Genomic DNA, 24,409 nt, shown 5'->3' with positions numbered 1-24,409 from the left:
GCGAGCGGAGCGAGCCTCGAAGGGCGGCTCGCCGAGAAACCTGTTTCCTGACGATCGAAGGTCGGTCAGACTGTCCTGATGCTGTTGACCATCTCCGCCGACCGTTCGTCGACCCTCGAAACACCGAGCGATCTGGGCTTTCTGCTGCACAAGCATCCGGCGAAGGTGCAGCCGTTCGATGTATACGGTGGCACGGCGCATGTCTTCTACCCCGAGGTCGGCGACGATCGGTGCACGGCCGCGATGGTCGTCGAGGTCGATCCGGTTGCGCTGGTGCGAGGGCGTTCGGGTGCGCGGGACGGGTTCGCGCTGGGCCAGTACGTGAATGACCGCCCGTACGTCGCGTCGTCGTTGCTGGCGGTCGCGATGGGGAAGGTGTTCCGGTCCGCCTTGCACGGACGCTGCGCGCATCGGGAAGAGCTCGCGGATTCGGAGTTGGATCTCACGATCGCCCTCCCCGTGGTCCCGGGCGACCCCGCCCTGGTGCGCCGGTTGTTCGAACCCATGGGGTGGGCCGTCACCGCCGAGACGATCGCGTTGGATGCCACTCGGCCCGACTGGGGGCCTGCGCCCCTGGTGTCCTTGTCCCTGGTCGGCACGCTTCGGCTGGCGGACGCCCTCAATCACCTCTACGTCCTGCTGCCGGTACTCGATGACGCCAAGCACTACTGGGTCGGCGACGACGAGGTGGACAAACTCGTCCGCGCCGGATCGGGATGGCTGGCCGCCCACCCGGAGAGGGAGCTGATCACCCATCGCTACCTGGTCCACCAGCGCGGACTGAAAGACGCTGCCACGCAACGGCTCGTCGAGCTGGACGACCGACCGGTCGAGGAGGCTGCGGAGGAGACCGAACCCGACGTCTCGCGCCCGTTGGTGCGGTTGCGGCACGATGCGGTCCTCGACGTCGTACGGGAGTTCCGTCCGACGACGGTCGTCGACCTCGGATGTGGGGCGGGAGCGCTGCTCGGTGCGCTGCTCGAAGTGCGCGGCGTGACAAGGGTGATCGGCACAGACGTGTCCGACTCGTCGCTGTCCAAGGCGGCCAAGCGGTTGCATGTCGACCGGATGACCGAGCGTCAATCAGAGCGCCTGACATTGCTGCTGTCGTCGCTGCAGTATGAGGACGATCGACTCAACGGCCTTGATCTGGCGATTCTCATGGAGGTCATCGAACACATCGATCCACCGCGGCTCCCGGCGGTCGTCGACAACGTCTTCGGGACGATGCGGCCTCGCCGGGTCGTCGTCACGACACCCAACAGCGAGTACAACGTGCGGTATCCGGCTCTGGTCGCCGGCGGCTTCCGACACCCCGACCACCGTTTCGAGTGGACCCGGGGGGAGTTCGAGATCTGGTCCCGCTCGGTGGGCGAGTTCTACGGGTACACCGTCGATCTCCGGTCCGTGGGCGAGCACGACGAGGATCTGGGGTCGCCGACGCAGATGGCCGTGTTCACCGAACTGACGACGGAGGAAACGGCATGACCGAGTTGACCATTCCGGAACTGTCCCTGGTCGTCCTGGTCGGGACGAGCGGCTCCGGCAAGTCCGTGTTCGCGGCCACCCACTTCCTTCCGACCGAGGTCGTGTCGAGCGACGAGTGTCGGGCGATGATCTCCGATGACCCGAATGATCAAGCGGCGACATCAGACGCGTTCGGCTTGCTCGAGTACATTGCCGGCAAGCGGCTCGATCGCGGCCGGCTGACCGTCGTCGACGCCACCAACGTGCAGGCCTCGGCACGCGGGTCGCTGCTGGCACTGGCCAAGGATCACGATGTGCTCCCGGTGGCGATCGTCCTCGACCTCCCGGTCGCGCTGGCGGTGGAGCGCAATGCTTCTCGGCCGGATCGGGACTTCGGCGCGCATGTCGTCAAGCGTCAGCACGACCAGCTGCGTCGGTCGATGCGCAGTCTGAAGCATGAGGGTTTCCGCACGATCCACGTCCTGGACTCACCGGAGGCCGTTGCCTCGGCGTCGATCGTGCGGACGCGCCTGTTCAACGACCGGCGACACGAGCACGGTCCGTTCGATGTCATCGGCGACGTGCACGGGTGTCGCGACGAGCTGGAGGTCCTGCTCGAACGCCTGGGATACGTGATCCACCGCGGCGACGGCCGCGCTGTGGACGCCGTTCATCCGGGTGGTCGCCGAGCAGTCTTCGTCGGCGATCTGGTCGATCGCGGCCCGGACTCCGCGGGCACTCTTCGGCTGGTGATGGGCATGGTCGCGAGCGGTAATGCCTTGTGCGTGTCGGGAAACCACGAGGCGAAACTCGTTCGTGCACTCGGTCGCGGGAACGTCAAAGCCACCCACGGCCTGCAGGAGACCCTGGACCAGTTGGCGAGCGAGGACGATGCGTTCGTCGCCGAGGTGCGCCGGTTCTGCGACAGCCTCGTCGCCCATTACGTGCTCGATGACGGCAGACTCGTCGTCGCACACGCAGGGCTCGCGGAGAAGTACCACGGCCGGGCGTCCGGCCGGGTGCGGGCGTTCGCCCTGTACGGGGACACCAGCGGTGAGACCGACGAGTTCGGCCTGCCCATCCGTTACCCGTGGGCCGACGAATATCGCGGTGCCGCAACGGTCTTGTACGGGCACACCCCGGTACCCGAGACGGAGTGGATCAACAACACGATGTGCCTGGACACGGGATGCGTCTTCGGGGGCAGCCTGACGGCGCTCCGGTACCCCGAGCGAGAGGTGGTCTCGGTACCGGCACGGGCGACGTACTACCAACCCGTCCGCCCCCTGGTCGCGCCATCGCGTCGCCCAGAGGTGCTGGCGCTGAGCGACGTCCTCGGGCACCGCGTCATCGACACCCATCACCTGGGCCGTGTCTCGTTGCGCGACGAGACCGCCGCGGGCGCACTGGAGGTGATGAGCAGGTTCGCGATCCCGCCGGCCGAGTTGCGGTACCTCCCGCCGACGATGTCGCCGGTGGACAGTTCGTCGCGCGACGAATTCCTGGAGCACCCGGATCAGGCGTTCGACCACTACGCGAAGCACTCCGTCGGTCGGGTCATCTGCGAGGAGAAGCACATGGGGTCCCGCGCCGTCATCCGGGTGACGAGCGACGGGTCCGGCTCCGTTCATTCGCGGACCGGACGCGCCTTCTTCTCCGATCAACGGCAGACGGAAGTGCTGTCGCGGATCGCCGAGGCCGTCGCTGCCGCGGGCCTGTGGGCGGAACTCGACACCGCACACCTCCTCGTCGATGCCGAGATACTGCCGTGGACTGCGAAGGCGGAGGCCATGATTCGTGGCCAGTACGCCAGGGTCGGGGCCGCGGCGACATCCGCGTTGCCGGCCACGATCGACGTACTGACGGCTGCGGCGGCGCGAGGCGCGGACGTCGGCGATCTACTCGCGAGGACCCGGGTGCGCGCCGTGAACGCCGACCTCTTCGTCGATTCCTATCGCCACCACGTTCAACCGATCGCGTCACCGTTGGGTGTGCAGGTGGCGCCCTTCCAGGTCCTCGCCGGAGAGGCCGAGACGTATGAGACCCGAGACCACCAGTGGCACCTCGACATCGCCGACCGCCTGGTCGCGGTGGATCCGGAGCTCTTCCGGACCACCCGGCGCGTCGTCGTGGAGACCACCGCGGAATCGTCGCGCGCGGCCGGCGTGTCCTGGTGGGAAGCCCTCACCGCCCGTGGTGGCGAAGGCATGGTCGTCAAGCCGCTCGCCAATCTCGTGCGCGGACCCAAGGGCCTCGTACAGCCGGGACTCAAGGTCCGCGGGCGCGAGTACCTCCGGATCATCTACGGTCCCGACTACACCGATCCGTCGACCCTGTCCCGTCTCAAGAACCGCAACCTCCGTCTGAAACGGTCGATGGCGCTGCGCGAGTACGCGCTGGGACTCGAAGCACTCCGCCGCTCAGCGGCCGGCGAACCGGTGTGGCGCGTCCACCAGTGCGTGTTCGGCGTCCTCGCGATGGAGTCAGAGGCCGTCGATCCGCGGCTGTGACCCCCGCTCCCTGAGGTGCGAGGAGCGCAAGCGACCGCCCCTCCGCTCCCTGAGGTGCGAGGAGCGCAAGCGACCGCCCCTCCGCTCCCTGAGGTGCGAGGAGCGCAAGCGACGAGCCACGAAGGGTCAGAGCGGCCCGGTCGGCAGGTGCCGGCGGACCAGCTTGCCGGTGGGGTTGCGCGGCAGGTCGTCGACGAAGACGACGTCGCGCGGCACCTTGTACCGGGCCAGGTGGCCCTTGACGTGGGCTTTGATGTCCTCGGGCGTCGGATTGGCGTGTTCGGCGACGACGATGAAGGCGCGCAACCGTTTTCCGTACTCGTCGTCGTCGACGCCGATGACCGCGACGTCGTCGATGTCGGGATGCCGGCCCAGGAGGTTCTCCACCTCGAGCGGGTAGACGTTCTCGCCGCCGGAGACGATCATGTCGTCGTCGCGCCCGTCGATGTGGAGGAGTCCGTGTTCGTCGAACCGGGCCATGTCACCGGTGGACATGTAGCCGTCGATGATCTCCTTGTTGCGGCCGTCGGTGTACCCCTCGAACGGCGCGCCGTTGCGCACGAAGAGCCGTCCGCGCACGTTGGTGCCGGAGATCCGCTTGCCGTCGGCGTCGAACAGTGCGAGCCGGCTGGTGACCGGTGCGCGGCCCACCGTGCCCGGCGCCAGACGCAGCTCTTTCGGCTGGGCGACCGTGGCGATCGCGACCTCGGTCGAGCCGTACAGGTTGTAGAGCACGTCGCCGAAGGTGTCCTGCACTGCTTCGGAGAGTGTCGGCGACAGTGCGGAACCCGCGAGCACGATGATCTTCAGCGACGAGACGTCGTACTTGCCGATGACGTCGGGTCCGAGAGCGACCATGCGGTGCAGCATGGTCGGGACCGCGACCAGCACCTCGGCCTTGTGTTCGGCGATCGCGGCGAGGGTCTTCTCGGCGTCGAACCGGCGCATCACCACCGTTTTGTTGCCCAACGCGGTCCCCACGCCCCACAGCGCGAAACCGGTCGAGTGGAAGATCGGCGAGACTATCACCATGGCGCTGCGCTGCGGAATCGGAATGCGGTCCAGGAGAAGGGCACTGGCGAACGGCGACATCTTCGACCGCTGAGCGCCCTTGGGCAGGCCGGTGGTACCGCTGGTGAGGATGACGAGCCCGCCCCACTCGGCCGGCTCGGGCGGAGTGGACGAGTCACCGCTGTCGACGATGTCGTCGAGGGTCCGGACGCCGTCGCCGATCGGGCGATTGCCGTCGACCCACGTGACGATGCGCAGGGTGTCGGCGGGCAGGGTGTCGGCGAGGTCGGTGAACTCCTCGTCATAGAGCATCGCGACGATCTTCTCGCGCTCGGCCACCTCGGCGAACTGTGTCTTCCCGAAGCCGGTGTTCATCATCGCGAGACGGAACCCGGCCTTGCCCGCGGCACTCATCGTGGTCAACAGACCTCGGTGGTCCCGCGCGATGACGCCGATGACCGATCCCGGCTTGATCCCCGACGACAGCAAGAAGTTGGCGAGCGCGTTCGCGTGTGCGTTCAGTTCGCCGAAGGTGAGCTCGCCGTGCTCATCGGCGACCGCCCCGGCCTCGGGGTACTCGTCGGCGCCATGCGCCACCGCCGCCGCGCACGGGCCGATGATCTTGGCACGCTTGACCGTCGTCAACAGTTCCTTGGGTCGCGTCGGGTCCACCAGACCCGAACGCCTCAGGACCTTGAACGCGCCGAAGGCGTCCTGCGCCGATTCGACCACCGTGCCGACTGCACCGGTCACCGAGACCATGTCCACCCCACCTTTCGCGGCTGGGCCGCGTCGTGCCGTCTTCGGGTTTGGCTGCGTTGTCGACGCACCGCTGGTCACCTTCGTCACCAGCCGCGACACAGGTCCAGGATATTGCCGGCCCAGCCGGCTGATGTCCGTTTCACCCATATCGGTTATCGCGCTGCACCGTTCACCGCATCCCATAACCGGTCCACCGTGCGCGACCCCGATACGCGGTCGGTCGGGCGAACTCGTGGCGCCAGGCTACCAAGTCTGACAACCCGCGTCATCAGATTGGAGTCCTAGGCCCTCCCGGCTCAGTAGGGCGGCGGGTCGAGGCGATCGAGTTCTTCGCGTTGCCTCTTGTTGCGGGCGCGTTCGTTTCGCCGGCGGGCCAGTTTGGCGTCGAGTCGGCTGCGGGTGCGTTCGGGGTTGTCGGCCGGGGTTATGACGCGTGGTGTGGGTGGTGCTTGGGCAGGCTGTTCGAACCGGATCCGCCGCAGGTTGGGGAAGGTGTCTTCGAGSGTTTCGGCGTCCCCGTACAGGGTGAGGCCTTCGGGGGTTAGGTATTCGGTGACCAGACGACCCTCGCGGTCGCGGTACTGCACATCAACCCAGTCGCCGAAGGTTTTCAACAGATGCGCACCCCGGCATTTGCTGTTGAGGTTCTCACTCGACGTCGCCCCGCCCCGGGCGGGGTGGGTGTGGTCGTATTCGACGACGTGGTCGAGGTCGCAGTCGAAAGCGGAACGGGTGCAACCCGGTTCGGTGCAGTACCCGTCCCGCACCCGCACGAAATCGGCGCACGACGCGGTGGGCCGGTACCCGTTGCCGGGATGGGTCGCCGGATACACCACGGCGACGGCGCCGGGTTCGACCTCGCCCGGTTCTGGAGCGTCGCCGGCGGTCCCGGCGACAAAGGTGGGTTGGGTACGGGCAGGCGTGACCGGGGCCAGGGTGGCATCCGGGCGGGCAGCGAGGTCCCGCACATGCTCATCGCAGATGAGGCCGTGATCGTCGAGGAACCCCACCCCTGGCGCTCCCGCGAGGGTGGCGGCGTCGGTGACCACATGGATCACGACCTCGGTACCGACGTACTCGAGCACATCCTGCGGGTCGGGGATCTGTGCGGTGCATTCCTCCGGGCTGTCGCAGTGGCAGTCGAAACTGGTCCGGGTCAGCAGGGCGAACATCGCATCGGATCGGCGGTGCCCGCGTGTGCGGCCATCCCGGGCGCACACCGCATCAGCAAGGACGCTGACGGTTTTGGCTGCGATCCGCACGTTCTCCGCCGACATGACGGCGGTCAGTTCGGCCGTGCCATCAGGCAGTTCGTGGGTCCACACCCCACGTTGGTCCATCGCGTCTTTGCGGCGTTGGCGTACCGCATCCGGATCGTGGCGGAACACGAGGCGGTCGACCATGTCCCGCAGCCGCGCCCGATCCCACACCCCGGTGCGGCGGCGAATCGTCGCGGCGATCTCGGCATCCAACGCGGGAGTGATCGGGTCATCGGCCGGGATCAACTCGGTACGGGAGATGATCAACCGGATCTGCCACTGCGACAGGATCCCGTCACGCAGGGTGTCGGCAACCTCGGGGAGCCGGTCGCGTAGCGCGATGGCGTCGTCGATCAGGATTTCCGCCTGCCGGCGTGACACCGCGGCCTGGCGGGAGATGCGGGCCGCGCAGTCGGCGTGACCGTCCATCACGAACCCGGCGGCGTTGGTGGTGATGAGGCGGTCGGTCATCGCCGCGATCGTCTGATACTGATGCCACGCCAGATACGAGGCACCACGACGTGCCGCGCCAAGGCCGGCCATCAACACCACCATGTCGGTCTCCCCGGCCCGGGCAGGATCGACCCCGGCGACGAACTCGCCCGGAAGATCAGTCCACACCCCCACCACGCACCCCCCGATACGTTGACCCCGACCCACCCGCTGACCGGGGTGTGATCTGTTACCCACCAATCTAAAGCCCACCACCGACAAGTCCGGGAATCGATCCACAAGAGATCCGTTTCCGGCCGGAGGTGTTGTTGTGCAGTCATATTCGTCATCGACGACCGACACGGGGAATGGCTCGAGTCCATGGTGGCGATCGGCGCCGTGGTCACCAGGTGGCTTCGACACGGCGCCTCGACCTCGGTTCCGGCTCAACCAGCAGCGAAGTGGCTCCTCCAGCGGGAGGGTACATGCACAGTCGACAAAACGCGACGCACAGTCGACGAAATGTGAGGCACGGTCGACGAATTGCAACGCCCGGCCGATCAGCGGGATCGTGTCGCTTCCCGCCGATTCAGGCTGTGCAGCTGCCGGAACCGGCCATACTCGTCCGATGAGAACTCGCACGACCACGGTGGTCGTCCGCAGCGTGTACGGCACCGCGGCCGTCGAGTGGTTCCTGATCATCGCGATCGCGACGATTATCGTCACCCGGTTGTACCTCCATCTGACCGGTTACCCGCAGATCGGTGGCGGGACCCTGCACATCGCGCACGCGCTGTGGGGTGGGGCGCTGATGATGTTGGCACTGATCACCGGATGGCTGTTCCTGGGGGCGACGGCGCGGATCGTCGCGATCGTGCTGGGTGGCATCGGCTTCGGGTTGTTCCTCGACGAGGTCGGCAAATTCGTCACCCGCACCAACGACTACTTCTACGGTCCGTCGGCGGAGATCATGTACGTGCTCGTCGTGATGATCCTGTTGATCAGTCGTATCGTCCGAGATGTGAAGCGTCCCACGGGCGCCGAGGCGCTCGCCAATGCGGCGGTCATCGCGGCCGATGGGGTCGCGCACGGACTTCCGGAGCGTCGACGACGCCAAGCCGAGGAGTTTCTCGTCGTCGCGGAGGACAAGCGGTTCGATGCCGAGACGATCGGGCACATCCGGGCCCTGCTCGAGTCGAGCGAGGGCACGCCGGACCGGTTGATGCGGCTCCGTGACCGGGCGGTGGCGTTGATCCCCGGCTTCTTCCGAAGTCCCCGATGGATTCCGATCGTCGGTTGGGGCCTGGTCCTGGCGTCCGCACTCACGATCGTCGTCGGCGCCCTGAGCTTCTACTTCACCGGTGACCGCAGCGAAGAACTCGACATCTACATCGAACTGACCGGCAGCACTCCGGCCACGTGGATCCTGCTGCTCAGTGGCGTCGTCACCCTGGCTCTGGCCCTCCCGGCGATGGTCGCGCGCCGACGCGGGGTCGCCTCGGCCTGGCCGCTGCGCGGGCTGCGCATCGCCGCGCTGGTGTTCATGCTGTCGAACGCCCTCGTCGACTTCGCGCTCGAGGGTTTCGGCGCCCTCTTCAACCTCGCCCTCGGGTTGTTCGCCCTCAGTATCGTGAGCTACCACCTCACGCAGGCGGTCACGTCGGACGGCCGACATGATCAACTGAGGGTGTGACTCTTCTCGATCGGACAGTGGCCGCCGCGCGCGTCGAAGCGTTCGACCGGCGCACCGCCGACGTCCCGGGTGCCCGGGCCGCCTCCGTCGTCCTCGCCGTCGCCGAAAAGGACGGACACCAGGGGATCTGGCTGTGCAAGCGCCCGCCGACCATGCGTCGCCACGCCGCCCAGTTCGCCCTTCCGGGCGGTCGGCTGGACCCCGGCGAGGACCACATCACGGCCGGCCTGCGTGAACTCGACGAGGAGCTCGGCATCCGGTTGCCGTCGAGTTCGGTACTCGGGGCGCTCGACGACTATCCGACACGCTCGGGCTTCGTGATCACCCCGATCGTCTGCTGGGCCGAGGAGTACCAGGAACCGACGCCCAACCCCGACGAGGTGGCACTGCTGTTCTTCGTCACGTTCGAGGAACTGCTCGTCGAACCGCGGTTCCTCACGATTCCGCAGTCGGATCTGCCGGTCATCCAGCTGCCCATCGTCGGCTCCCTCGTCCACGCGCCCACGGCCGCGGTGATCTACCAGTTCGTCGAGGTGGTCCTGCGGGATCGGCCGACCCGGGTCGACGGCTTCGAGCAGCCGGTGTTCGCCTGGCGGTAGATATGTGACGCACATCACTTGTGGGTGCGGGATGAAATCGGACCGCGGTCCGGTTAGAGTCTGGTGATGGGTCGCGAAGGCCCACGGCCACCAATTCGAGACCCGAACGACACACCTCTGGAAGGACCACGACATGACCTCCGCAACCTCCGTCAAGGCACCCATCCCCGCCGGCACCTGGACCATCGACCCCGTGCACTCGGCGGTCAACTTCTCCGTCAAGCACCTCATGGTCAGCAAGGTCCGCGGCAGCTTCGACACCTTCTCCGGCACCATCACCGTCGACGAGAACGGCACCCCCGCCGTGCAGGCCGAGATCGACGTCACCTCGATCAACACCCGCAACGAGCAGCGCGACGGTCACATCAAGTCCGCCGACTTCTTCGACGCCGAGACCTTCCCGAAGGCCACCTTCGTCTCCACGGGTGTGCGTCAGAACGGCGACGACTACCTGCTCGACGGTGACTTCACCCTGAAGGGCGTCACGAAGCCCGTCACGCTCGAGCTCGAGTTCGAGGGCACCAACCCCGGCATGGGCCAGGGCGCCGTTGCCGGCTTCGAGGCGAAGGTCGTCATCAACCGCAAGGACTTCGGCATCGACATCGAGATGCCGCTCGAGGGCGGTGGCGTCGTCGTCGGCGACAAGATCACCATCACGCTCGAGATCGAGGCCCTGCAGGCCTGATCTGCAACCGAACCCCGATGGACCGGCACCGCTATGGTGCCGGTCCATTCGTGGTCTCGGCGGTAGGCTGCGGGGAACGCCGTCAGGCAGGAGAGGCCGATGGGACGACCGCGCCGGACCCGCCGTGGTGCGCCGTGGACACGTCTGCGCCGACGCACCGCGGGTTTTCTGTGGGGTGTGTCGACGGTCCCGAGTCCGCGCGGTTGGGCCCGGATCGGGCCGCCGATGCGCAGCAAGATCGCGCTGCATGCCACCGTCACGGCCATGACGGCCGTGATCGCCAGCAATGCGGTGATCGGCGTCGAGACCTTCCTGCTCGTCCAACTCGCTTTCAACGGCGGGCAACTCACGTTCGACGAGACCCTGGGCGCACCCAATTTCCCCGTGGTCGTCGGGGCCATCGTCGTCGGCATCCTCACCAACCTGCTGCTCGGGATGCTCGCGGTCCGGCCCCAACTGCGCTGGTTCATCAGCTGCCAACCCGCCGACCATGCCCGCCGACGCGCCGTCCAGCGGATACCGATCGTCCAACTCGGGGTCACGGTCGTCTCCTGGAGCGCTGCGGTGCTGTTCTACGTGCTCATCGCCGAGGAGCTGACAACCGCCACCGTCGCGGGTGTCGCCGTGGCCTTCGCCCTTGCCGGGTTGTCGAGTGCTTGTCTCACATACCTGTTCGCCGAGCGCGCGGCGCGGCCCCTTGCCGTCGTCGTTCTCGAGGACTTCCCGACGAATCACGTGATGAACGGCGTGCGGGTACGGATGCTGGCCGTGTGGGCGGTGAGCTCGGCGGTGCCGATGGTCGGTCTGCTGACCGTCAACGCCGGCCGGTGGACCGGTCTGCTGCCCGACGTCTACGGTGCCGTCGACTGGACGACGGTGGTTCTGACCCTGGTCGGTCTGGCGTCCGGAGCCCGCGTCATCGCGCTTGTCGGACAGGCGATCACCGACCCGCTGACCGAGATGCGTCGCGCGGTTCACCGCGTCGACCACGGCGACTACAAGGCGCGCGTACCCGTGTACGACTCGTCGGAACTCGGTGTGCTGCAACACGGTTTCAACCAGATGGTCGAAGGCCTCGCCGAACGTGACCGCATGCGTGAGATATTCGCGCGGCACGTCGGTGACACCGTGGCCGATCTCGCGATCTCCGACGGGGTCGGCATGCACGGCACCAACACCCGCGTCGGCGTCCTCTTCGTCGACATCGTGGGGTCCACCGGGCTGGCACAGCAGCGCAGTCCGGATGACACCGCCGCGCTACTCAACGCGTTCTTCAGCATCGTCGCGGATGTGGTCGATCAGCACTCCGGTTTCGTCAACAAGTTCGAGGGCGACGCCGCGCTCGCCGTCTTCGGCGCACCCGTCGAGATCGACGACCCGGCCGGCGCCGCGCTGGGTGCGGCCCGCGATCTCGCCGACCGCCTGGCCAGCAGCCTCGACATCCGGTGGGGGATCGGCGTTTCCTACGGCGAGGCGTTCGCCGGCAACATCGGTGCCGAGCGACGCTACGAGTACACCGTCATCGGCGACCCGGTGAACGAGTGCGCCCGCTTGTCCGACATGGCCAAGACCGGACGCATCCCCGCCCTGGCGAGCGGTGCGGCGGTCGAGTCGGCCGGCGAGGAAGCCGAGGAATGGAAGCTCCTCGGCGCCCGGATCATGCGCGGGCGATCGGAGCCGACCGCTTTCTATGCACCGATCCAGCTCGTCGAGCGGCTCGGATCGTCGACCAATCTGATCGCGGAACTGTTGCGGCCTGCCCGGCGGATCGTCGGCGCGAATCCGTTGCGGCTGACGACATTCTTCGGCGGGTGAGCCCGCCGCACGCCCTGGGCCGTCGGAGACGACTCGTTGACGTCGTCCCGGCCTGTCAATAGCGTGGGCCGCATGGATCCGGCGTCGGTGCCGGGCGAGACAACGCATCCAGGGGGTCGCGATGAGTGGTTGGACGAATTCAGATGTGCCGGACCAGACGGGCCGGACGTTCGTGGTGACCGGTGCCAACAGCGGTCTCGGCTATCAGACCGCCAAGGTCCTGGTCCGCGCCGGCGCCGATGTGGTCCTCGCGTGCCGGAACACCGCGAAAGCCGACGCCGTGGCGTCGGAGCTGGGGCCGAAGGCAACCGTCGCCAAGCTGGACCTCGCCGACCTCGAATCGGTGCGCAGCTTCGCCGCCGGGGTGACCGGCGCCGACGTCTTGATCAACAACGCGGGGCTGATGGCGGTGCCCTTCCGGCGCACCACCGACGGTTTCGAGATGCAGATCGGCACCAATCATCTCGGGCACTTCGCCCTCACCGCGCTGCTCCTGCCGAAGATCACCGAGCGGGTGGTCACCGTGTCGTCGACCATGCACCAGATCGGCAACATCCAACTCGACGACCTGAACTGGGAGCAGCGCCGCTACCGCCGGTGGCGGGCCTACGGCGACTCGAAAATGGCCAACCTGATGTTCGGCAAGGAACTCGCCGCGCGGCTGGCCGCGGCCGGGTCGTCGAAGAAGTCGCTCATCGCGCACCCGGGTTATGCCTCGACGGAACTGCAGGGCCGGAGCGAGAACTTCTCCGACTTCTTCGCGAAGCTGGGCAACAAGCTGCCGATCGCCCAGCCGGCCGCCGACGGTGCACTGCCTCAGCTGTACGCCGCGACCGTCCCCGACGTCGAGTCCGGCACGTTCTACGGGCCGACGGAGATGTTCGGCATGCGCGGCGCGCCCGGTCGTAGCGGTTACAAGAAGGCCGCCGACGACGCAGGATTCCGTGCGGCGCTGTGGGAGGAGTCCGAGCGCCTCACCGGCGAGAAGTTCGACGTCGGCGCCGCGGGCTGAGCTACTGGACGCTGAACGCGATGCTGTTCGACGCCCCCGAGATGGTGTCGGTGACGCGGATGGTGAAGTCGCCGGCGCCCTTGAAGAAGTAGGACTTCACCGCGGTGCAGTCCTGGGTCTTGAACAGGGAGGCCTGTTTGGGGACCTTGGGTCCGGACAGGCGCACCTCCATGCGGCACTCGTTGCCGTCGACGATCGGCCCGGCATCGATGATCGAGTTCCAGCGCACACCCAGTCGCGAGTTCTTCGGGTAGGTGTTGGGCACGATCGCCGGGGTCTTGTCGGGCGTGTAGACCCACACGTTGATCGACTTGATGCCGTTCGGTGCGCCGGGACGACCCAGCTTGCCGTAGTGCGTCACCTTGTCGCCACCCGACGAGCCGAGGGCGGCACTGCCGGAGTCGAGGCTGCCGCTCGCGCTACCGAACAGTGTGTCGAGCGGACTGGCCGTCGCCGGGGCGACCGGCAGGGCCAGGGCGGCGGTGGCGAGCAGGGCGGCGGCGATACGGGTGCGCTTCATGACTTCTCTCGGTCCTCGCGGTTTATAACGAAATGATTAAAGCACGAGGATCGGCGGGTGCGTAGGCAACCGCCCCCGCTGGTTGAGCGGGCTCCGAGTGAAGCGAGGCGCTGCTCGGCCAGCGGTAGAAGGCCTACCTCACCACACCCCGGGTGGCCTCAGTTGAATGCTGATACGCGCCCCGACGCCGGGCACCTTGGGCACGGCATGCTCCCAAGTGCGTTGGCAGCTGCCTCCCATGACCAGAAGATCGCCCGATGAGAGCGTGAACTTCAGCGACCTGCCGCCCCCACGGGGTCTGAGCATCAGCGGCCGAGGTGAGCCGAGCGAGATGATGGCCACCATCGTGTCGTGTACGGACCCCCGACCGATGCGGTCGCCGTGCCATGCGACGGAGTCGCTGCCGTCGCGATAGAGGCTGATCCCCGCCGTCGCGAATCCCTCAGCCAGCTCGCCGCGGTAGTGCTCGCTCAGGGCGGTCCTCGCCTCGGTGATGATCTGGTCGGGAAACTCCTGGTCAGCGTGATAGTTCGACACGAGCCGGGGGACGTCGACGACACGTTCGTACATCCGACGCCGCTCCGCTCGCCACGGCACCGACTCGCGGAGCCGGTCGAAGAGGTCATCTGCCCCAGAGATCCAACCCGGACACAGATCGACCCACGCCCCCTCGGTGAGAGGGCGCCGCGAGAGCGACGCCGACAGACTGCCGAGTGCTGGCTCCGCGGACTCCACGGCGAACAGGGAACCCTGGGTGCCAAGAGACATGGGTACAGACTACACCGGAATCGCACATGTGTTCGAGTGTGCTCAACCGGCGCGGGTGGCGTCGGAGACCGGCGTGATCGGGAGACGCAGGGCGCCGGGGGCGTGCGCGGGGACGGTCGGGTGGTTCGGTTCCACCGGCTCGACGGGGCGGTACGACGCTCCGAGCTCGGGCCGCGGGTCGGCCTCACCGGCGTTGGGCCACATCGCCAGCGCGCGTTCGGCCTGTGCGGTGATGGTCAGCGACGGGTTGACGCCGAGGTTGGCCGAGACGGTTGCGCCGTCGACGACGTGCAGGCCCGGATGATCGAACACCCGGTGATACGGGTCCACCACGCCGTCCTGTGCCGACCGCCCGATCGAGCAACCGCCCAGGAAGTGCGCCGTCATCGGGATGTTCAACAGGTCGACGACAGAACCGCCCGCGTCACCGTCGATCTCGCGTGCGACGGCGCGGACCGCGTCGTGCCCCTCCGGGATCCAGGTGGGCGGGGGATCGCCGTCGCCCTGTCTGCTTCGCAGCATCGGGCCGAATCGCCCACGGCGGGAGAACAGTTCAAGCGAGTTGTCGGCGGTCTGCATGACGAGCGCGATGATCGTGCGCTCCGACCAGCGTCGTACCGACAGGCCGCGGAGCGTGATCACCGGGTGGCGGGCCATCTCGATCAGCGCCTGCAGGAGCCGTGGCAGCGGGCCGCCGCCGTCGACGAGGATCGCCTGCAACAAGCCGATCAGGTTGCTGCCCTTGCCGTATCGCACCGGCTCGATATGCGTGTGCGCGTTGGGATGGAACGACGACGTGATCGCCACACCCTCGGTGTAGTCGGTCTCGAGGTCGCGCGCGGTGGCGGCCAGCACCGCCTCGGAGTTGGTGCGGACCACCTTGCCCAGGCGCGACGACAGCCCGGGCAGGTGGCCGCCCTGCTGCATGTCCAGCAGCAGCTTGTTGGTGCCGTAGGTGCCTGCGGCGAACACCACGTGATCGGCGGTGAACGTGCGGCGCCCGCGGCGCGACCAGCGACGGCCCGACCGGTGCGACTCCACGACGTATCCGCCGCGCGGACGCGGACGGACGGTGTCGACGGTCGTCATCGGGATGATGTCCGCGCCGGCCTGCTCGGCCAGGTACAGGTAGTTCTTGACGAGCGTGTTCTTCGCTCCCACCGGGCATCCCGTCATACACGCACCGCAGTCGGTGCAACCGGTACGCGCCGGGCCGGCGCCGCCGAAGAACGGGTCGTCGACGGTCTTGCCCGCCTCACCGAAGAACACGCCGACGGGGGTGTGGACGAAGGTGTCGCCGACCCCCATCTCCTCGGCGACCTTGCGGATCACGCGGTCGGCGGGTGTCACCTTCGGGTAGGTGGTCACGCCGAGCATCCGCGACGCCTGGTCGTAGTACGGGTCGAGCTCGGACGCCCAGTCGGTGATCGAACCCCAGTGCGGGTCCTCGAAGAAGGCGGGCAGCGGGCGGTAGAGGGTGTTCGCGTAGTTCAGCGATCCGCCGCCGACGCCGGCGCCCGCCATCACGAGCACGTCGCGCAGCAGGTGCATGCGCTGCACGCCGAACAGTCCCAGCGCGGGCGCCCAGACGTAGTCCTTGAGGCGCCAGCTGGTCTTGGGCAGGTCGCCGTCGGCGAACCGCCGCCCGGACTCGACGACCGCGACCCGATAGCCCTTCTCGGTGAGTCGCAGGGCCGCAACCGAACCGCCGAAACCGGAGCCGATGACGACGGCGTCGTAGTGGACAGGGAGGGAACTCACGGTGCGACGGTCCTCTCGGTGTCGGATTCGGTGGCGCCGGTGCCGGCGGCCTGGTCGACCGGCGCGAGGGGTATTGCGTCATCGAAGCGGTGGTCTGCGGGATCGAACGACGACATCATGCGGCGGAAGTCGCTCGTGAACTTCGGCCACATCACCGAGTTGCGTCCGGTGGAGTCGAGATACCAGCTCGAGCATCCGCCCGAGTTCCACACGGTGCGTTCGAGTTCGGGATCGAGGTCGGAGTTGTACCGATCCAGTGCGTCCTCGGTGACCTCGAAGGTCGACCGGCCGCTGCGGGACAGCTCGGTGAGTGCCTTGCTCATGTAGTACGCCTGCGGCTCCAGCATCAGCACGATCGAGCTGTGACCCAGGTTGGTGTTGGGGCCGTATAGGAAGAACAGGTTGGGGAAGCCGTGGACCTCGACCCCGCGGTAGGCGCGCGGCGAACCCGCCCACGCCTGCGCCAGCGTGCGTCCGTCGCGCCCGGTGATCGCCGACGCGATGGGCGGTTCGGTGGGGGTGAACCCGGTCGCGAACACGACCGTGTCGACTTCGTGTTCGCGACCCTGGTCGTCGACGGCGCCGCGCGCGGTGAGGCGGGTGATCGCGCCGGTGACCGTCGCGTTGTCGCGCTGGAGCGCGGGGAACCACTTGTTGGTCAACAGCATCCGCTTGCAGCCGATGGTGTAGTCGGGGGTGAGTCGACGGCGCAGCGAGCGGTCGCGGACCTGGATGCGCAGCTGGGCGAGGGCGATGGTCTTGGCGATCGGGAGCAGCTTGGGATTGCGGGCCATCATCAGGACGTACGCCTCGCGGTAGGTCCACACCATCCGCCGCACGAGTCGGTGGACACCGGGCACGCGGCGATAGAGCGCGCGTTCGAGCGTGCCGATGTTGCGGTCCAGGCGCGGCACGACCCAGGCGGGAGTGCGCTGGAAGACTGTCAGATGTCCGACCTCGTCGACGATCTCGGGCACGATCTGGATCGCCGACGCGCCGGTGCCGACGATTGCGACGCGGCGCCCGCGCAGGTCGTGGGAGTGGTCCCAGTCGGCGGAGTGGAACATCGTGCCGGTGAACTCGCTGGCGCCGGGGACGGTCGGCAGGCCGGGTTCGGACAGGGCGCCGGGCGCGGCGACCAGGTAGCGGCACCGGATCTCGCCGTCGCTCGTCGCCACGACCCACTCCTGCGTGCTGCCGTCCCATCGCGCCGACGTCAGCGCACAGTTGTAGCGGATCTGGTCGGCGAAATCGGCGGCGACGGAACGCAGATACTGGTGGATCTCGTGGCGTCGGCCGTAGGTGTTGGACCAATCCGGATTGGGGGCGAAGGACAGGGAGTACAGCGACGTCGGGACGTCACAGGCCGCGCCCGGATAGTCGTTCTCGCGCCACACTCCACCTGCGCCGTCGCCGCGTTCGATGGCCAGGGTCTGTAGCTGCGGATGATCTGTGCGCAGACGATGCAGGGCGGCGAGGCCGCCGAACCCGACGCCGACGACGAGCACGTCGACGCGGCGGGGCAGCGTGTTCTTCTGCGGCACATCGGGACAGAGGTCAGTCATGGGTGAGCAGTTCCTTCCAGACGGGCAGGAGGTGGTCGAGGAGGGCGCGGTCGGCGTCGGGCGAGCGGAGAATGCGCGACACCGCGAGACCGCGTGCGAGTTCGATGGAGAGTTCGAGTTCCGCTGCGGTGTACCGGTCGCCGAACAATTCGGCACAACCGACGGCGAGCGCGTCGGACACCTGCTGTTCGAGCGGGATGATCGCGGTCCGCAAGCGGACGTCGCAGCGGGCGGCGACCCATAGCTCGAGTGCGGCGTCGAACAACGGGCCGCTGAACGCCTCGACGAGGATCTCGAGTCCCTCGTCACCCGTGCGGGGTCGGGACAGGATCTCTGCCAGCCGGCGCTCCACAAGGTGTCCGACCGCGGCGACCACAAGTGATTCCCGGGTGGGGAAGTGGTGCAGGAGTGCCCCGCGGGAGACGCCCGCGCGACGGTTCACCTCCTGCGTGGTGGTGGCTGCGTACCCGACGTCGACCAGGGCGTCGACGGTCGCGTCGAGGATGAGCGCGCGCGTGGTGGCGGTGCGCTCGGCCTGGGTGCGCCGCCGCGGGGCTTGGGTGGGCTCGGTCACATCGGCGACGATAGCACAAACAGTCCGGACTGCTTGTAAGTTTGGGGATACAGGTCACGGACGACGAACGGCCCGCCCGATCGAGTGACCGGACGGACCGCTGACCTGGAGAGACGCGGTTCAGTGCATGTGGCTACCGCCGTTGATGTCGATGGTGGTGCCAGTGAGGTAGGCGGCGTCCTCGGAGCTCAGGAACGTGATGACCGAGGCGACTTCGCGGGTCGTGGCCACCCGGCCCAGCGGGATGCTCGCGGCGATGGCCGCCTCCTGCTCGGAGGTGCTGCCGACCCTGATCGCGGTGTCGGCGGCACCGGGCGCGACGGCGTTGACGGTGACTCCGCAGTCGCCGAGTTCGCGCGCAAGGCTTTTGGTGAAGCCGAGGACGGCGGCCTTCGCCGACGAGTAGGGCACCTTGCCGAAGACCCCGCCGCCGCGTTCGGCGGACACCGACGACATGTTGACGATCCGCCCCCAACCGTTCTCGATCATCTCCGGCAGGAATGCCTTCGTGACGAGGTAGGTCCCGGTCGCGTTGACGGCCATCACCTTGTTCCACAGATCCAGGGTGGTCTCGAGGAACGGGACCGGCGAGGTGATGCCGGCGATGTTGGCGAGCGCGCCGACCGCCGGTAATGCGCCCGAGGCGACCTCGGCCGCGATGGCGTCGTGGGCCCGGGCGACCGAGGACTCGTCGGCGACATCGACGGACGTACCGAAGGCGGGGACGTCGTAGGCGTTGCCGATCTCGGCGGCGACCTTGGCCGAGGCCTCGCCGTCGAGATCGAGAACGACGATGGCCCAGCCGTCTTCGGCGTACCGGGCGGCTGTCGCGCGGCCCAGTCCGGTCTCCGAGGCGGCGCCGGTGACGATCGCGGTGCGCAGCGTGCTCATGATGGATCTCCTTGCTGTGAGACGACGTTCAGGGGTGTGGCGGGATGGGGGTCCAGAAGCGATTCGATGGTGTCGGCGGCGGCCGCCGTCGCTGATGGCCGATCGGCGTCGTCGACGTCGTGCGTCTCGAGTTCCAGGGTCAGGTGACCGTCGAAGTCGTTGCGCTGCAGTGCCGCCAGTCCTCGCTCGAAGTCCACGACGCCGCGCCCGATGCTGAGGTTGATGTCACCGGGCGTGGCATCGCGGAGATGAACGTGGGCCGTGCGCCGACCGAAGGCGTCGATGGTCTCGGCGAGGTCCGCCCCCGACGCGACCACGTGGCTGACATCGACGACGTGCCGCACTGTGCTGCCGTCCAGGCGGGCGGTCAACGCCAGGGCGCGTTCGGCGGTACAGCACAGGCGATGGACGTGGAGCGACTCCGTCCACAGCTCGACGCCGTGGGTCGACGCGGACCCGGCGGCCTCGATCAGCCGGCCGGCTACCCGGTCGAGATCAGAGTTCAGCGTCTCGATCGGGTCATGGGAGAGGGCGCCGTTCGGCAGCACCACGGCGACCGCCCCGACCTGGGTCGCCAGCGCCAGCAGGCTGTCCACGTGCATGCGAGCGGCGTCGAGTTCGGCGCGGGTGGCGGGCCGGTTCAGGTCGCCGATGTCGGCGTTGATCGAGCGCACCTCGAGTCCGCTGTTGCCAACCGCGCGGACCACCCGAGAACGGGCTCGGTCGTCCAGGTCGAGCGGGACGTGCTCGCAGACATTCGGCAGCGACCCGAGGTCGACCTCGCGAAATCCCAGTTCGGCGATGGTGTCGAGGGCTCGGTCCAGATCGAGTCGGCGAAACGTGATCGTCGAGCAGCCGAGCCGCGGGTGGCGCATCGCGCATCTCCTTCGTCGTGATGCGGCCCACAGTATGCGTCGACGAACGAACAGTCAACCGCCAACCGTTGACTGTTGACAATGAAAGTGTGTCGGGTCACACTCGTGGTTGTTGAGGCCCAACGCTCACTGAGAAACTTGACCCATCTACTCGAAGGAGGGGTGCGCGATGACGACAGCAGCACTCCAGATGCGCGGCCCGATCGAGGGCACGCCGGACGCTCGTCGCGTTGCCGTCGGCTCCTCGGTCGGCGCCGTGATCGAGACCTACGACTTCATCGGTTTCGGTACGGCGGCGGCCCTGTACTTCGGCACCGCGTTCTTCCCCGGACAGAGTTCGGTGGCCGGTACGCTCGCCGCGTTCGCCACACTGGGCGTGGGGTTCGCCGCGCGTCCGATCGGCGGCATCATCGGCGGACACCTCGGTGACCGGGTCGGCCGCAAGCCCGTCCTGGTCGCCTCGCTGATCGTGATGGGCCTGGCGACCTTCGTCATCGGCCTGCTCCCCACCTACGCCCAGGTCGGCGTGATCGCGCCGATCCTCCTGGTCATCGTGCGGATCGTGCAGGGTCTCGCCTTCGGTGCCGAATGGGGTGGCGCGATCCTGATGAGTTACGAACACGCGCCCTGGCGGTCGAAGGGGAGGTACACCGGCATCGTGCAGGCCGGGTTCCCGGTGGGTCTGTTGCTGGCCAACCTGGTGTTCCTCGGCAGCGTTCACCTCGGCGGCGACTGGGCCTGGCGGGTGCCGTTCCTGGCCAGCATCGTGCTGGTCGCCGTCGGACTGATCATCCGCGCGAAGGTCCCCGAGTCCCCCGTCTTCGACGAGGTCAAGGAATCCGGTCGGGTCGAGAAGTCCCCGGTGCTCGAGTCGATCAAGCACGATTGGCGAGACATCCTGCGCGGCATCGGACTCCGGATCGCCGAGACCGCCGGCTACGCCGTGTCGATCACCTACATGATCTCGTACCTGCACAGCGAGGACCTGGCGACCAAGAGCGAGACGCTCACGGCCTTGTGTATCGCATCGGCGATCGGTGTGTTCGCGACGGTCGGCTGGGCCACCCTCACCGACAAGATCGGCCGGCGTCCCGTCTACATCGGGGTGTGCGCCTTCGCGGTGCTGTTCGCCATACCGATGTTCCTGCTGGTCAACACGGGCCTGATGCTGTTCATCGGGGCAACCATCGTCCTGTCCTACGCCGTCTGCCAGAACGCCTTGGCCGGTGCGCAGGGCGCGTGGTTCCCCGAGCTGTTCGACGCCGCGCGGCGTGCGTCGGGAGCCTCACTGGCATACCAGATCTCGGCGATGGTCTCCGGATTCACGCCCTTCATCACCACTCTGCTCTTCATCTGGCTCGGCTGGGTCGGACCCGCTCTGCTGTTCGCGACCTACGCCGCGATCGGGCTCGTCTCCGCACTGTTGACGCGCGAGACGTGGGGGCCCGAACAGCGCCGCCTCGTCGCCGACGCGCACCTCGCCGACGCGCACTGCGACTCGGGCGAGCACGATGTCGTCGCCGGCCGCCCTGTCGTCTCTCATCCCACCAAGGAACTGCTGTGAGCCTCACCTCCACCACCACGACCGCCGTCGACATCGACTCCGCCGACCGCCTGGCGGCGATCACCGACTTCGCCTACCGGATGCGCCACCATGTCATCGACATGGGTGAGGTCCAGGGGCAGGGGTATGTCGGCCAGGCGCTCGGTGCCGCCGACATCTTCGCCGCCGTCTACGCCGGTCACCTGAATCACCGAGCCGACGACCCGGAATGGGCCGAACGAGACCGCTTCCTGCTGTCGACCGGGCACTACGCCATCGGCCTGTACGCCGCACTGGCGGCAGCGGGCATCCTCGAGACCGAGGAGCTGCTCACCTACGCGGCGGACGATTCCCGGCTGCCGATGTCCGGGATGGCCTCGTACACACCGGGAATGGAGATCTCCGGCGGTTCGCTGGGCCACGGACTCACAGTCGCGGTCGGGATGGCGCTCGGATTGCGTCATCAGGGTTCCGGGTCCCGCATCTTCAACTTCCTGTCCGACGGCGAACTCGACGAGGGCTCGACGTGGGAGGCCGCCATGGGGGCTCACCACCACCAGCTGGGCAACCTGATCGCCATGGTCGACATGAACGCGCTGCAGGCCGACGGCCCGACCGCCGGAGTCCTGAACATCGAACCCGTCGAGCAGAAGTGGGTGGCGGCCGGGTGGTATGTGCGGCGCGTCGACGGGAACGATCCGGCGGCGCTCCTGGAGGCCTTCGACGACGTGACGTCCCGGGCGACTCCACGGGGGGCGCCGTCGATCGTCATCTGCGACACCAAGGTCGGCTACGGCGCGACGATCCTCGAGGAACGCGAGAAGGCGCACTTCATGCGGATCGAGGACCACGAGTGGCAGATCTGCCGCGACCAGCTCACCGAACGCTTCACACCGAACAGCATGAAGGCCTGACATGACCACCACCGCACCGAAACTCAAGACCTCGGCGATGATCGCCTCGTTCGTCGACCCCGGTCAGCGAACCGTGGCGGCACCGTTCGGCCACGCACTCGTGCGTGCCGCGGAAGCCGATCCGCGGATCGTCGGCCTCAGCGCCGATCTCGCCAAATACACCGACATGCACATCCTCGCGCAGGCGATGCCCGACCGGTTCTTCCAGATGGGGATGGCCGAGCAGCTCCTGTTCGGCGCCGCGGCCGGCATGGCCGAGACCGGCCTGGTCCCGTTCGCGTCGACCTATTCGGTCTTCGCCGCGCGTCGCGCCTACGACTTCTTGTGCCTCGACATCGCCGAGCCGAACCTGAACGTCAACATCGTCGGCGGGCTACCCGGGCTCACCACCGGTTACGGTCCGAGCCACCAGGCGACCGAGGACATGGCGATCTTCCGTGGCATGCCGAACCTGACCATCGTCGACCCCTGCGACTCGGTCGACCTGGAACAGGCCGTGCCGCAACTGGCGGCGGCGCCCGGACCGTCGTATCTGCGTCTGCTGCGCGGCAAGGTGGCAACCGTCCTCGACGAGTACGACTACACCTTCGAACTCGGCAAGGCGAAGGTGCTGCGCCCCGGCAACGACGTCGTGTTCATCTCCTCCGGCTTGATGACCATGCGTGCACTGCAGGCGGCCGAGCGGCTCGAGCGGCACAACGTCGACGTGAGCGTGGTCCACACACCGACCATCAAGCCGTTCGACTCCGACACCGTTCTCGCGGAACTCGCGAAGGGGCGGCGGGCCTACACGCTGGAGAACCACACCCGGGTCGGGGGCTTGTTCGAGACCGTGGCCGCGGCGGTGGTCGAACGCGGACTCGGCGTCCGGATCGGTGCCATCGCGTTGCCCGACGAGTTCCTCGATGCCGGCGCGCTGCCGACCCTGCATCACCGGTACGGCTTGTCCACCGACAGCATCGAGTCCCGGGTCCTCGCCGAACTCTGACGGCGCCCGCGCCCGCCCTTCTGGTGGCGCCGTGCACGTACACTCTTGTCAACAAACAGCAGTCAACATCATTGTTGTCGACAGGAGGACGTGATGGCGGACCAGAAGGGCGCGTTGCTGGGTCTACAGCGAACGAACCTGCGCGAGCAGGCCGTCGCGGCCTTGCGCACCGCCATCACCAGCGGCGAGCTCCGCCCCCGCAGTGCTCTCGTCGAAACCGAGCTGTCCGAGCGTCTGGGTATCAGCCGCGGGACACTTCGTGAAGCGATGCGCCAACTGCAGCAGGAGGGACTGGTGGTCTCGGGGGCGCGGGGCCGGCTCTCGGTGCGCAGTCTCGATCAGAAGGAGATCCGCGACATCTTCGCGGTGCGCGGTGCCCTCGAGTCGCTCGCCGCGTCCGAACTGGCCGCGCAACCCGACCGGGACGCCCTCGTCACCGAACTGCGGGACACCCTGGCGCGGATGGCGAACGCCGGCACCGAACGGCTCGACGATCGCATCGAAGCCGATCTGGACTTCCACCGCGCGCTCTGCCGGCTCACCGGCAACGACACCCTCGTGCACTCGTGGACCTCCCTGGAGGGTTCGATCCGCATGTCGATCATGTATGCGGGCACCGAACGAGCCGTCGGCAACATGGACGTCGCCCGCCACTCGGTCATCATCGACGCCATCGCCGCCGGCGATCCGGGTGCGGCTCGGGATGCCGTTGTCGCGCATCTCAACTGGGCGGCCGACAACCTCATCGCCACAGCTGTCTGACGC

Annotated in this window: 20 protein-coding genes; 11 read left to right on the top strand and 9 right to left on the bottom strand. The window is 67.7% G+C overall.

What is annotated here, in order from left to right; all coding sequences use genetic code 11:
* The first annotated feature begins 78 nt into the window (after nt 1-78).
* Together CA982_RS10890 and CA982_RS10885 are read left to right on the top strand one after the other, a co-directional pair.
* The gene (locus tag CA982_RS10890) at nt 79-1,488 is read left to right on the top strand and encodes a 3' terminal RNA ribose 2'-O-methyltransferase Hen1 (RefSeq protein WP_086535347.1); all 1,410 of its coding nucleotides are present in this window, start codon (nt 79-81) and stop codon (nt 1,486-1,488) included.
* Nucleotides 1,485-3,977 (top strand): polynucleotide kinase-phosphatase, encoded by a 2,493-nt coding sequence (locus CA982_RS10885; protein WP_086535346.1) that lies wholly within the window; start codon nt 1,485-1,487, stop codon nt 3,975-3,977. The genes CA982_RS10890 and CA982_RS10885 overlap by 4 nt, the downstream gene beginning before the upstream one ends.
* A gap of 126 nt (nt 3,978-4,103) precedes the next feature.
* Here the strand turns inward: CA982_RS10885 and CA982_RS10880 are convergent, their stop codons facing one another.
* Together CA982_RS10880 and CA982_RS10875 are read right to left on the bottom strand one after the other, a co-directional pair.
* Nucleotides 4,104-5,750 carry an acyl-CoA synthetase gene (locus CA982_RS10880; RefSeq protein ID WP_086535403.1) on the bottom strand — a complete coding sequence of 549 codons (1,647 nt, stop codon included), beginning with the start codon at nt 5,748-5,750 and terminating at the stop codon, nt 4,104-4,106.
* Between the two features lie 296 nt (nt 5,751-6,046).
* Nucleotides 6,047-7,630, bottom strand: coding sequence for an HNH endonuclease signature motif containing protein (locus tag CA982_RS10875; RefSeq protein ID WP_208617928.1), 1,584 nt, complete (start codon nt 7,628-7,630; stop codon nt 6,047-6,049).
* Between the two features lie 460 nt (nt 7,631-8,090).
* On the opposite strand from CA982_RS10875, the gene CA982_RS10870 reads away from it, so the two are divergent.
* The 5 genes from CA982_RS10870 to CA982_RS10850 all read left to right on the top strand — a co-directional run bounded on the left by CA982_RS10870 (nt 8,091) and on the right by CA982_RS10850 (nt 13,245).
* Nucleotides 8,091-9,134 (top strand): hypothetical protein, encoded by a 1,044-nt coding sequence (locus tag CA982_RS10870; RefSeq protein WP_086535344.1) that lies wholly within the window; start codon nt 8,091-8,093, stop codon nt 9,132-9,134.
* On the top strand, nt 9,131-9,733 hold the full coding sequence (locus CA982_RS10865) for an NUDIX hydrolase (protein WP_086535343.1): 603 nt from the start codon (nt 9,131-9,133) through the stop codon (nt 9,731-9,733). The genes CA982_RS10870 and CA982_RS10865 overlap by 4 nt, the downstream gene beginning before the upstream one ends.
* A gap of 133 nt (nt 9,734-9,866) precedes the next feature.
* Nucleotides 9,867-10,418, top strand: coding sequence for a YceI family protein (locus tag CA982_RS10860; RefSeq protein ID WP_086535342.1), 552 nt, complete (start codon nt 9,867-9,869; stop codon nt 10,416-10,418).
* A gap of 99 nt (nt 10,419-10,517) precedes the next feature.
* A complete protein-coding gene (locus CA982_RS10855; protein ID WP_086535341.1) occupies nt 10,518-12,233 on the top strand; it encodes an adenylate/guanylate cyclase domain-containing protein in 1,716 nt (571 codons plus the stop codon).
* A gap of 121 nt (nt 12,234-12,354) precedes the next feature.
* Nucleotides 12,355-13,245 carry an oxidoreductase gene (locus CA982_RS10850; RefSeq protein ID WP_086535340.1) on the top strand — a complete coding sequence of 297 codons (891 nt, stop codon included), beginning with the start codon at nt 12,355-12,357 and terminating at the stop codon, nt 13,243-13,245.
* A 1-nt stretch (nt 13,246) separates the two neighbouring features.
* On the opposite strand, the gene CA982_RS10845 is transcribed toward CA982_RS10850, so the two are convergent.
* The 7 genes from CA982_RS10845 to CA982_RS10815 form a co-directional block, all read right to left on the bottom strand.
* Entirely contained in the window at nt 13,247-13,765 is a 519-nt protein-coding gene (locus tag CA982_RS10845) for a hypothetical protein (RefSeq protein ID WP_086535339.1), read from the bottom strand.
* A gap of 138 nt (nt 13,766-13,903) precedes the next feature.
* Nucleotides 13,904-14,533 (bottom strand): alpha-ketoglutarate-dependent dioxygenase AlkB, encoded by a 630-nt coding sequence (locus tag CA982_RS10840; protein ID WP_086535338.1) that lies wholly within the window; start codon nt 14,531-14,533, stop codon nt 13,904-13,906.
* A 42-nt stretch (nt 14,534-14,575) separates the two neighbouring features.
* Nucleotides 14,576-16,294, bottom strand: coding sequence for a GMC family oxidoreductase (locus CA982_RS10835; RefSeq protein WP_086535337.1), 1,719 nt, complete (start codon nt 16,292-16,294; stop codon nt 14,576-14,578).
* On the bottom strand, nt 16,291-17,859 hold the full coding sequence (locus CA982_RS10830) for a flavin-containing monooxygenase (RefSeq protein WP_086535336.1): 1,569 nt from the start codon (nt 17,857-17,859) through the stop codon (nt 16,291-16,293). Before CA982_RS10830 ends, CA982_RS10835 begins: the two co-directional genes overlap by 4 nt.
* On the bottom strand, nt 17,852-18,433 hold the full coding sequence (locus CA982_RS10825) for a TetR/AcrR family transcriptional regulator (protein ID WP_086535335.1): 582 nt from the start codon (nt 18,431-18,433) through the stop codon (nt 17,852-17,854). Before CA982_RS10825 ends, CA982_RS10830 begins: the two co-directional genes overlap by 8 nt.
* 120 nt (nt 18,434-18,553) lie before the next feature.
* A complete protein-coding gene (locus CA982_RS10820) occupies nt 18,554-19,327 on the bottom strand; it encodes an SDR family NAD(P)-dependent oxidoreductase (RefSeq protein ID WP_086535334.1) in 774 nt (257 codons plus the stop codon).
* Nucleotides 19,321-20,199, bottom strand: coding sequence for a sugar phosphate isomerase/epimerase family protein (locus CA982_RS10815; RefSeq protein ID WP_086535333.1), 879 nt, complete (start codon nt 20,197-20,199; stop codon nt 19,321-19,323). Before CA982_RS10815 ends, CA982_RS10820 begins: the two co-directional genes overlap by 7 nt.
* 169 nt (nt 20,200-20,368) lie before the next feature.
* Between CA982_RS10815 and CA982_RS10810 the strand changes: the two genes are divergently transcribed.
* The 4 genes from CA982_RS10810 (at nt 20,369) to CA982_RS10795 (ending at nt 24,406) form a co-directional block, all read left to right on the top strand.
* On the top strand, nt 20,369-21,763 hold the full coding sequence (locus tag CA982_RS10810) for an MFS transporter (RefSeq protein ID WP_086535332.1): 1,395 nt from the start codon (nt 20,369-20,371) through the stop codon (nt 21,761-21,763).
* Nucleotides 21,760-22,656, top strand: a complete 897-nt coding sequence (locus tag CA982_RS10805; protein WP_086535331.1) for a transketolase — start codon at nt 21,760-21,762, stop codon at nt 22,654-22,656. Before CA982_RS10810 ends, CA982_RS10805 begins: the two co-directional genes overlap by 4 nt.
* A gap of 1 nt (nt 22,657) precedes the next feature.
* Complete coding sequence (locus CA982_RS10800) at nt 22,658-23,644, top strand: transketolase family protein (RefSeq protein WP_086535330.1); 987 nt, start codon at nt 22,658-22,660, stop codon at nt 23,642-23,644.
* Nucleotides 23,645-23,737: 93 nt separating this feature from the next.
* Entirely contained in the window at nt 23,738-24,406 is a 669-nt protein-coding gene (locus tag CA982_RS10795; RefSeq protein ID WP_086535329.1) for a GntR family transcriptional regulator, read from the top strand.
* The last annotated feature ends 3 nt before the right edge of the window (nt 24,407-24,409 follow it).

Source organism: Gordonia lacunae, from assembly GCF_002149015.1.
GTDB classification, from domain to species: Bacteria; Actinomycetota; Actinomycetes; order Mycobacteriales; family Mycobacteriaceae; genus Gordonia; species Gordonia lacunae.
This window is presented reverse-complemented; position numbering and strand designations above follow the sequence as displayed.

Excerpts from the sequence above, each read along its gene's own strand:
- CA982_RS10855 (WP_086535341.1), top strand. The coding sequence starts at position 10,518 with ATGGGACGACCGCGCCGGACCCGCCGTGGTGCGCCGTGGACACGTCTG.
- CA982_RS10795 (WP_086535329.1), top strand. The coding sequence starts at position 23,738 with ATGGCGGACCAGAAGGGCGCGTTGCTGGGTCTACAGCGAACGAACCTG.
- CA982_RS10815 (WP_086535333.1), bottom strand. The coding sequence starts at position 20,199 with ATGCGCCACCCGCGGCTCGGCTGCTCGACGATCACGTTTCGCCGACTC.
- CA982_RS10830 (WP_086535336.1), bottom strand. The coding sequence starts at position 17,859 with ATGACTGACCTCTGTCCCGATGTGCCGCAGAAGAACACGCTGCCCCGC.
- CA982_RS10810 (WP_086535332.1), top strand. The coding sequence starts at position 20,369 with ATGACGACAGCAGCACTCCAGATGCGCGGCCCGATCGAGGGCACGCCG.
- CA982_RS10845 (WP_086535339.1), bottom strand. The coding sequence starts at position 13,765 with ATGAAGCGCACCCGTATCGCCGCCGCCCTGCTCGCCACCGCCGCCCTG.
- CA982_RS10850 (WP_086535340.1), top strand. The coding sequence starts at position 12,355 with ATGAGTGGTTGGACGAATTCAGATGTGCCGGACCAGACGGGCCGGACG.
- CA982_RS10800 (WP_086535330.1), top strand. The coding sequence starts at position 22,658 with ATGACCACCACCGCACCGAAACTCAAGACCTCGGCGATGATCGCCTCG.
- CA982_RS10885 (WP_086535346.1), top strand. The coding sequence starts at position 1,485 with ATGACCGAGTTGACCATTCCGGAACTGTCCCTGGTCGTCCTGGTCGGG.
- CA982_RS10860 (WP_086535342.1), top strand. The coding sequence starts at position 9,867 with ATGACCTCCGCAACCTCCGTCAAGGCACCCATCCCCGCCGGCACCTGG.
- CA982_RS10840 (WP_086535338.1), bottom strand. The coding sequence starts at position 14,533 with ATGTCTCTTGGCACCCAGGGTTCCCTGTTCGCCGTGGAGTCCGCGGAG.
- CA982_RS10890 (WP_086535347.1), top strand. The coding sequence starts at position 79 with ATGCTGTTGACCATCTCCGCCGACCGTTCGTCGACCCTCGAAACACCG.
- CA982_RS10880 (WP_086535403.1), bottom strand. The coding sequence starts at position 5,750 with ATGGTCTCGGTGACCGGTGCAGTCGGCACGGTGGTCGAATCGGCGCAG.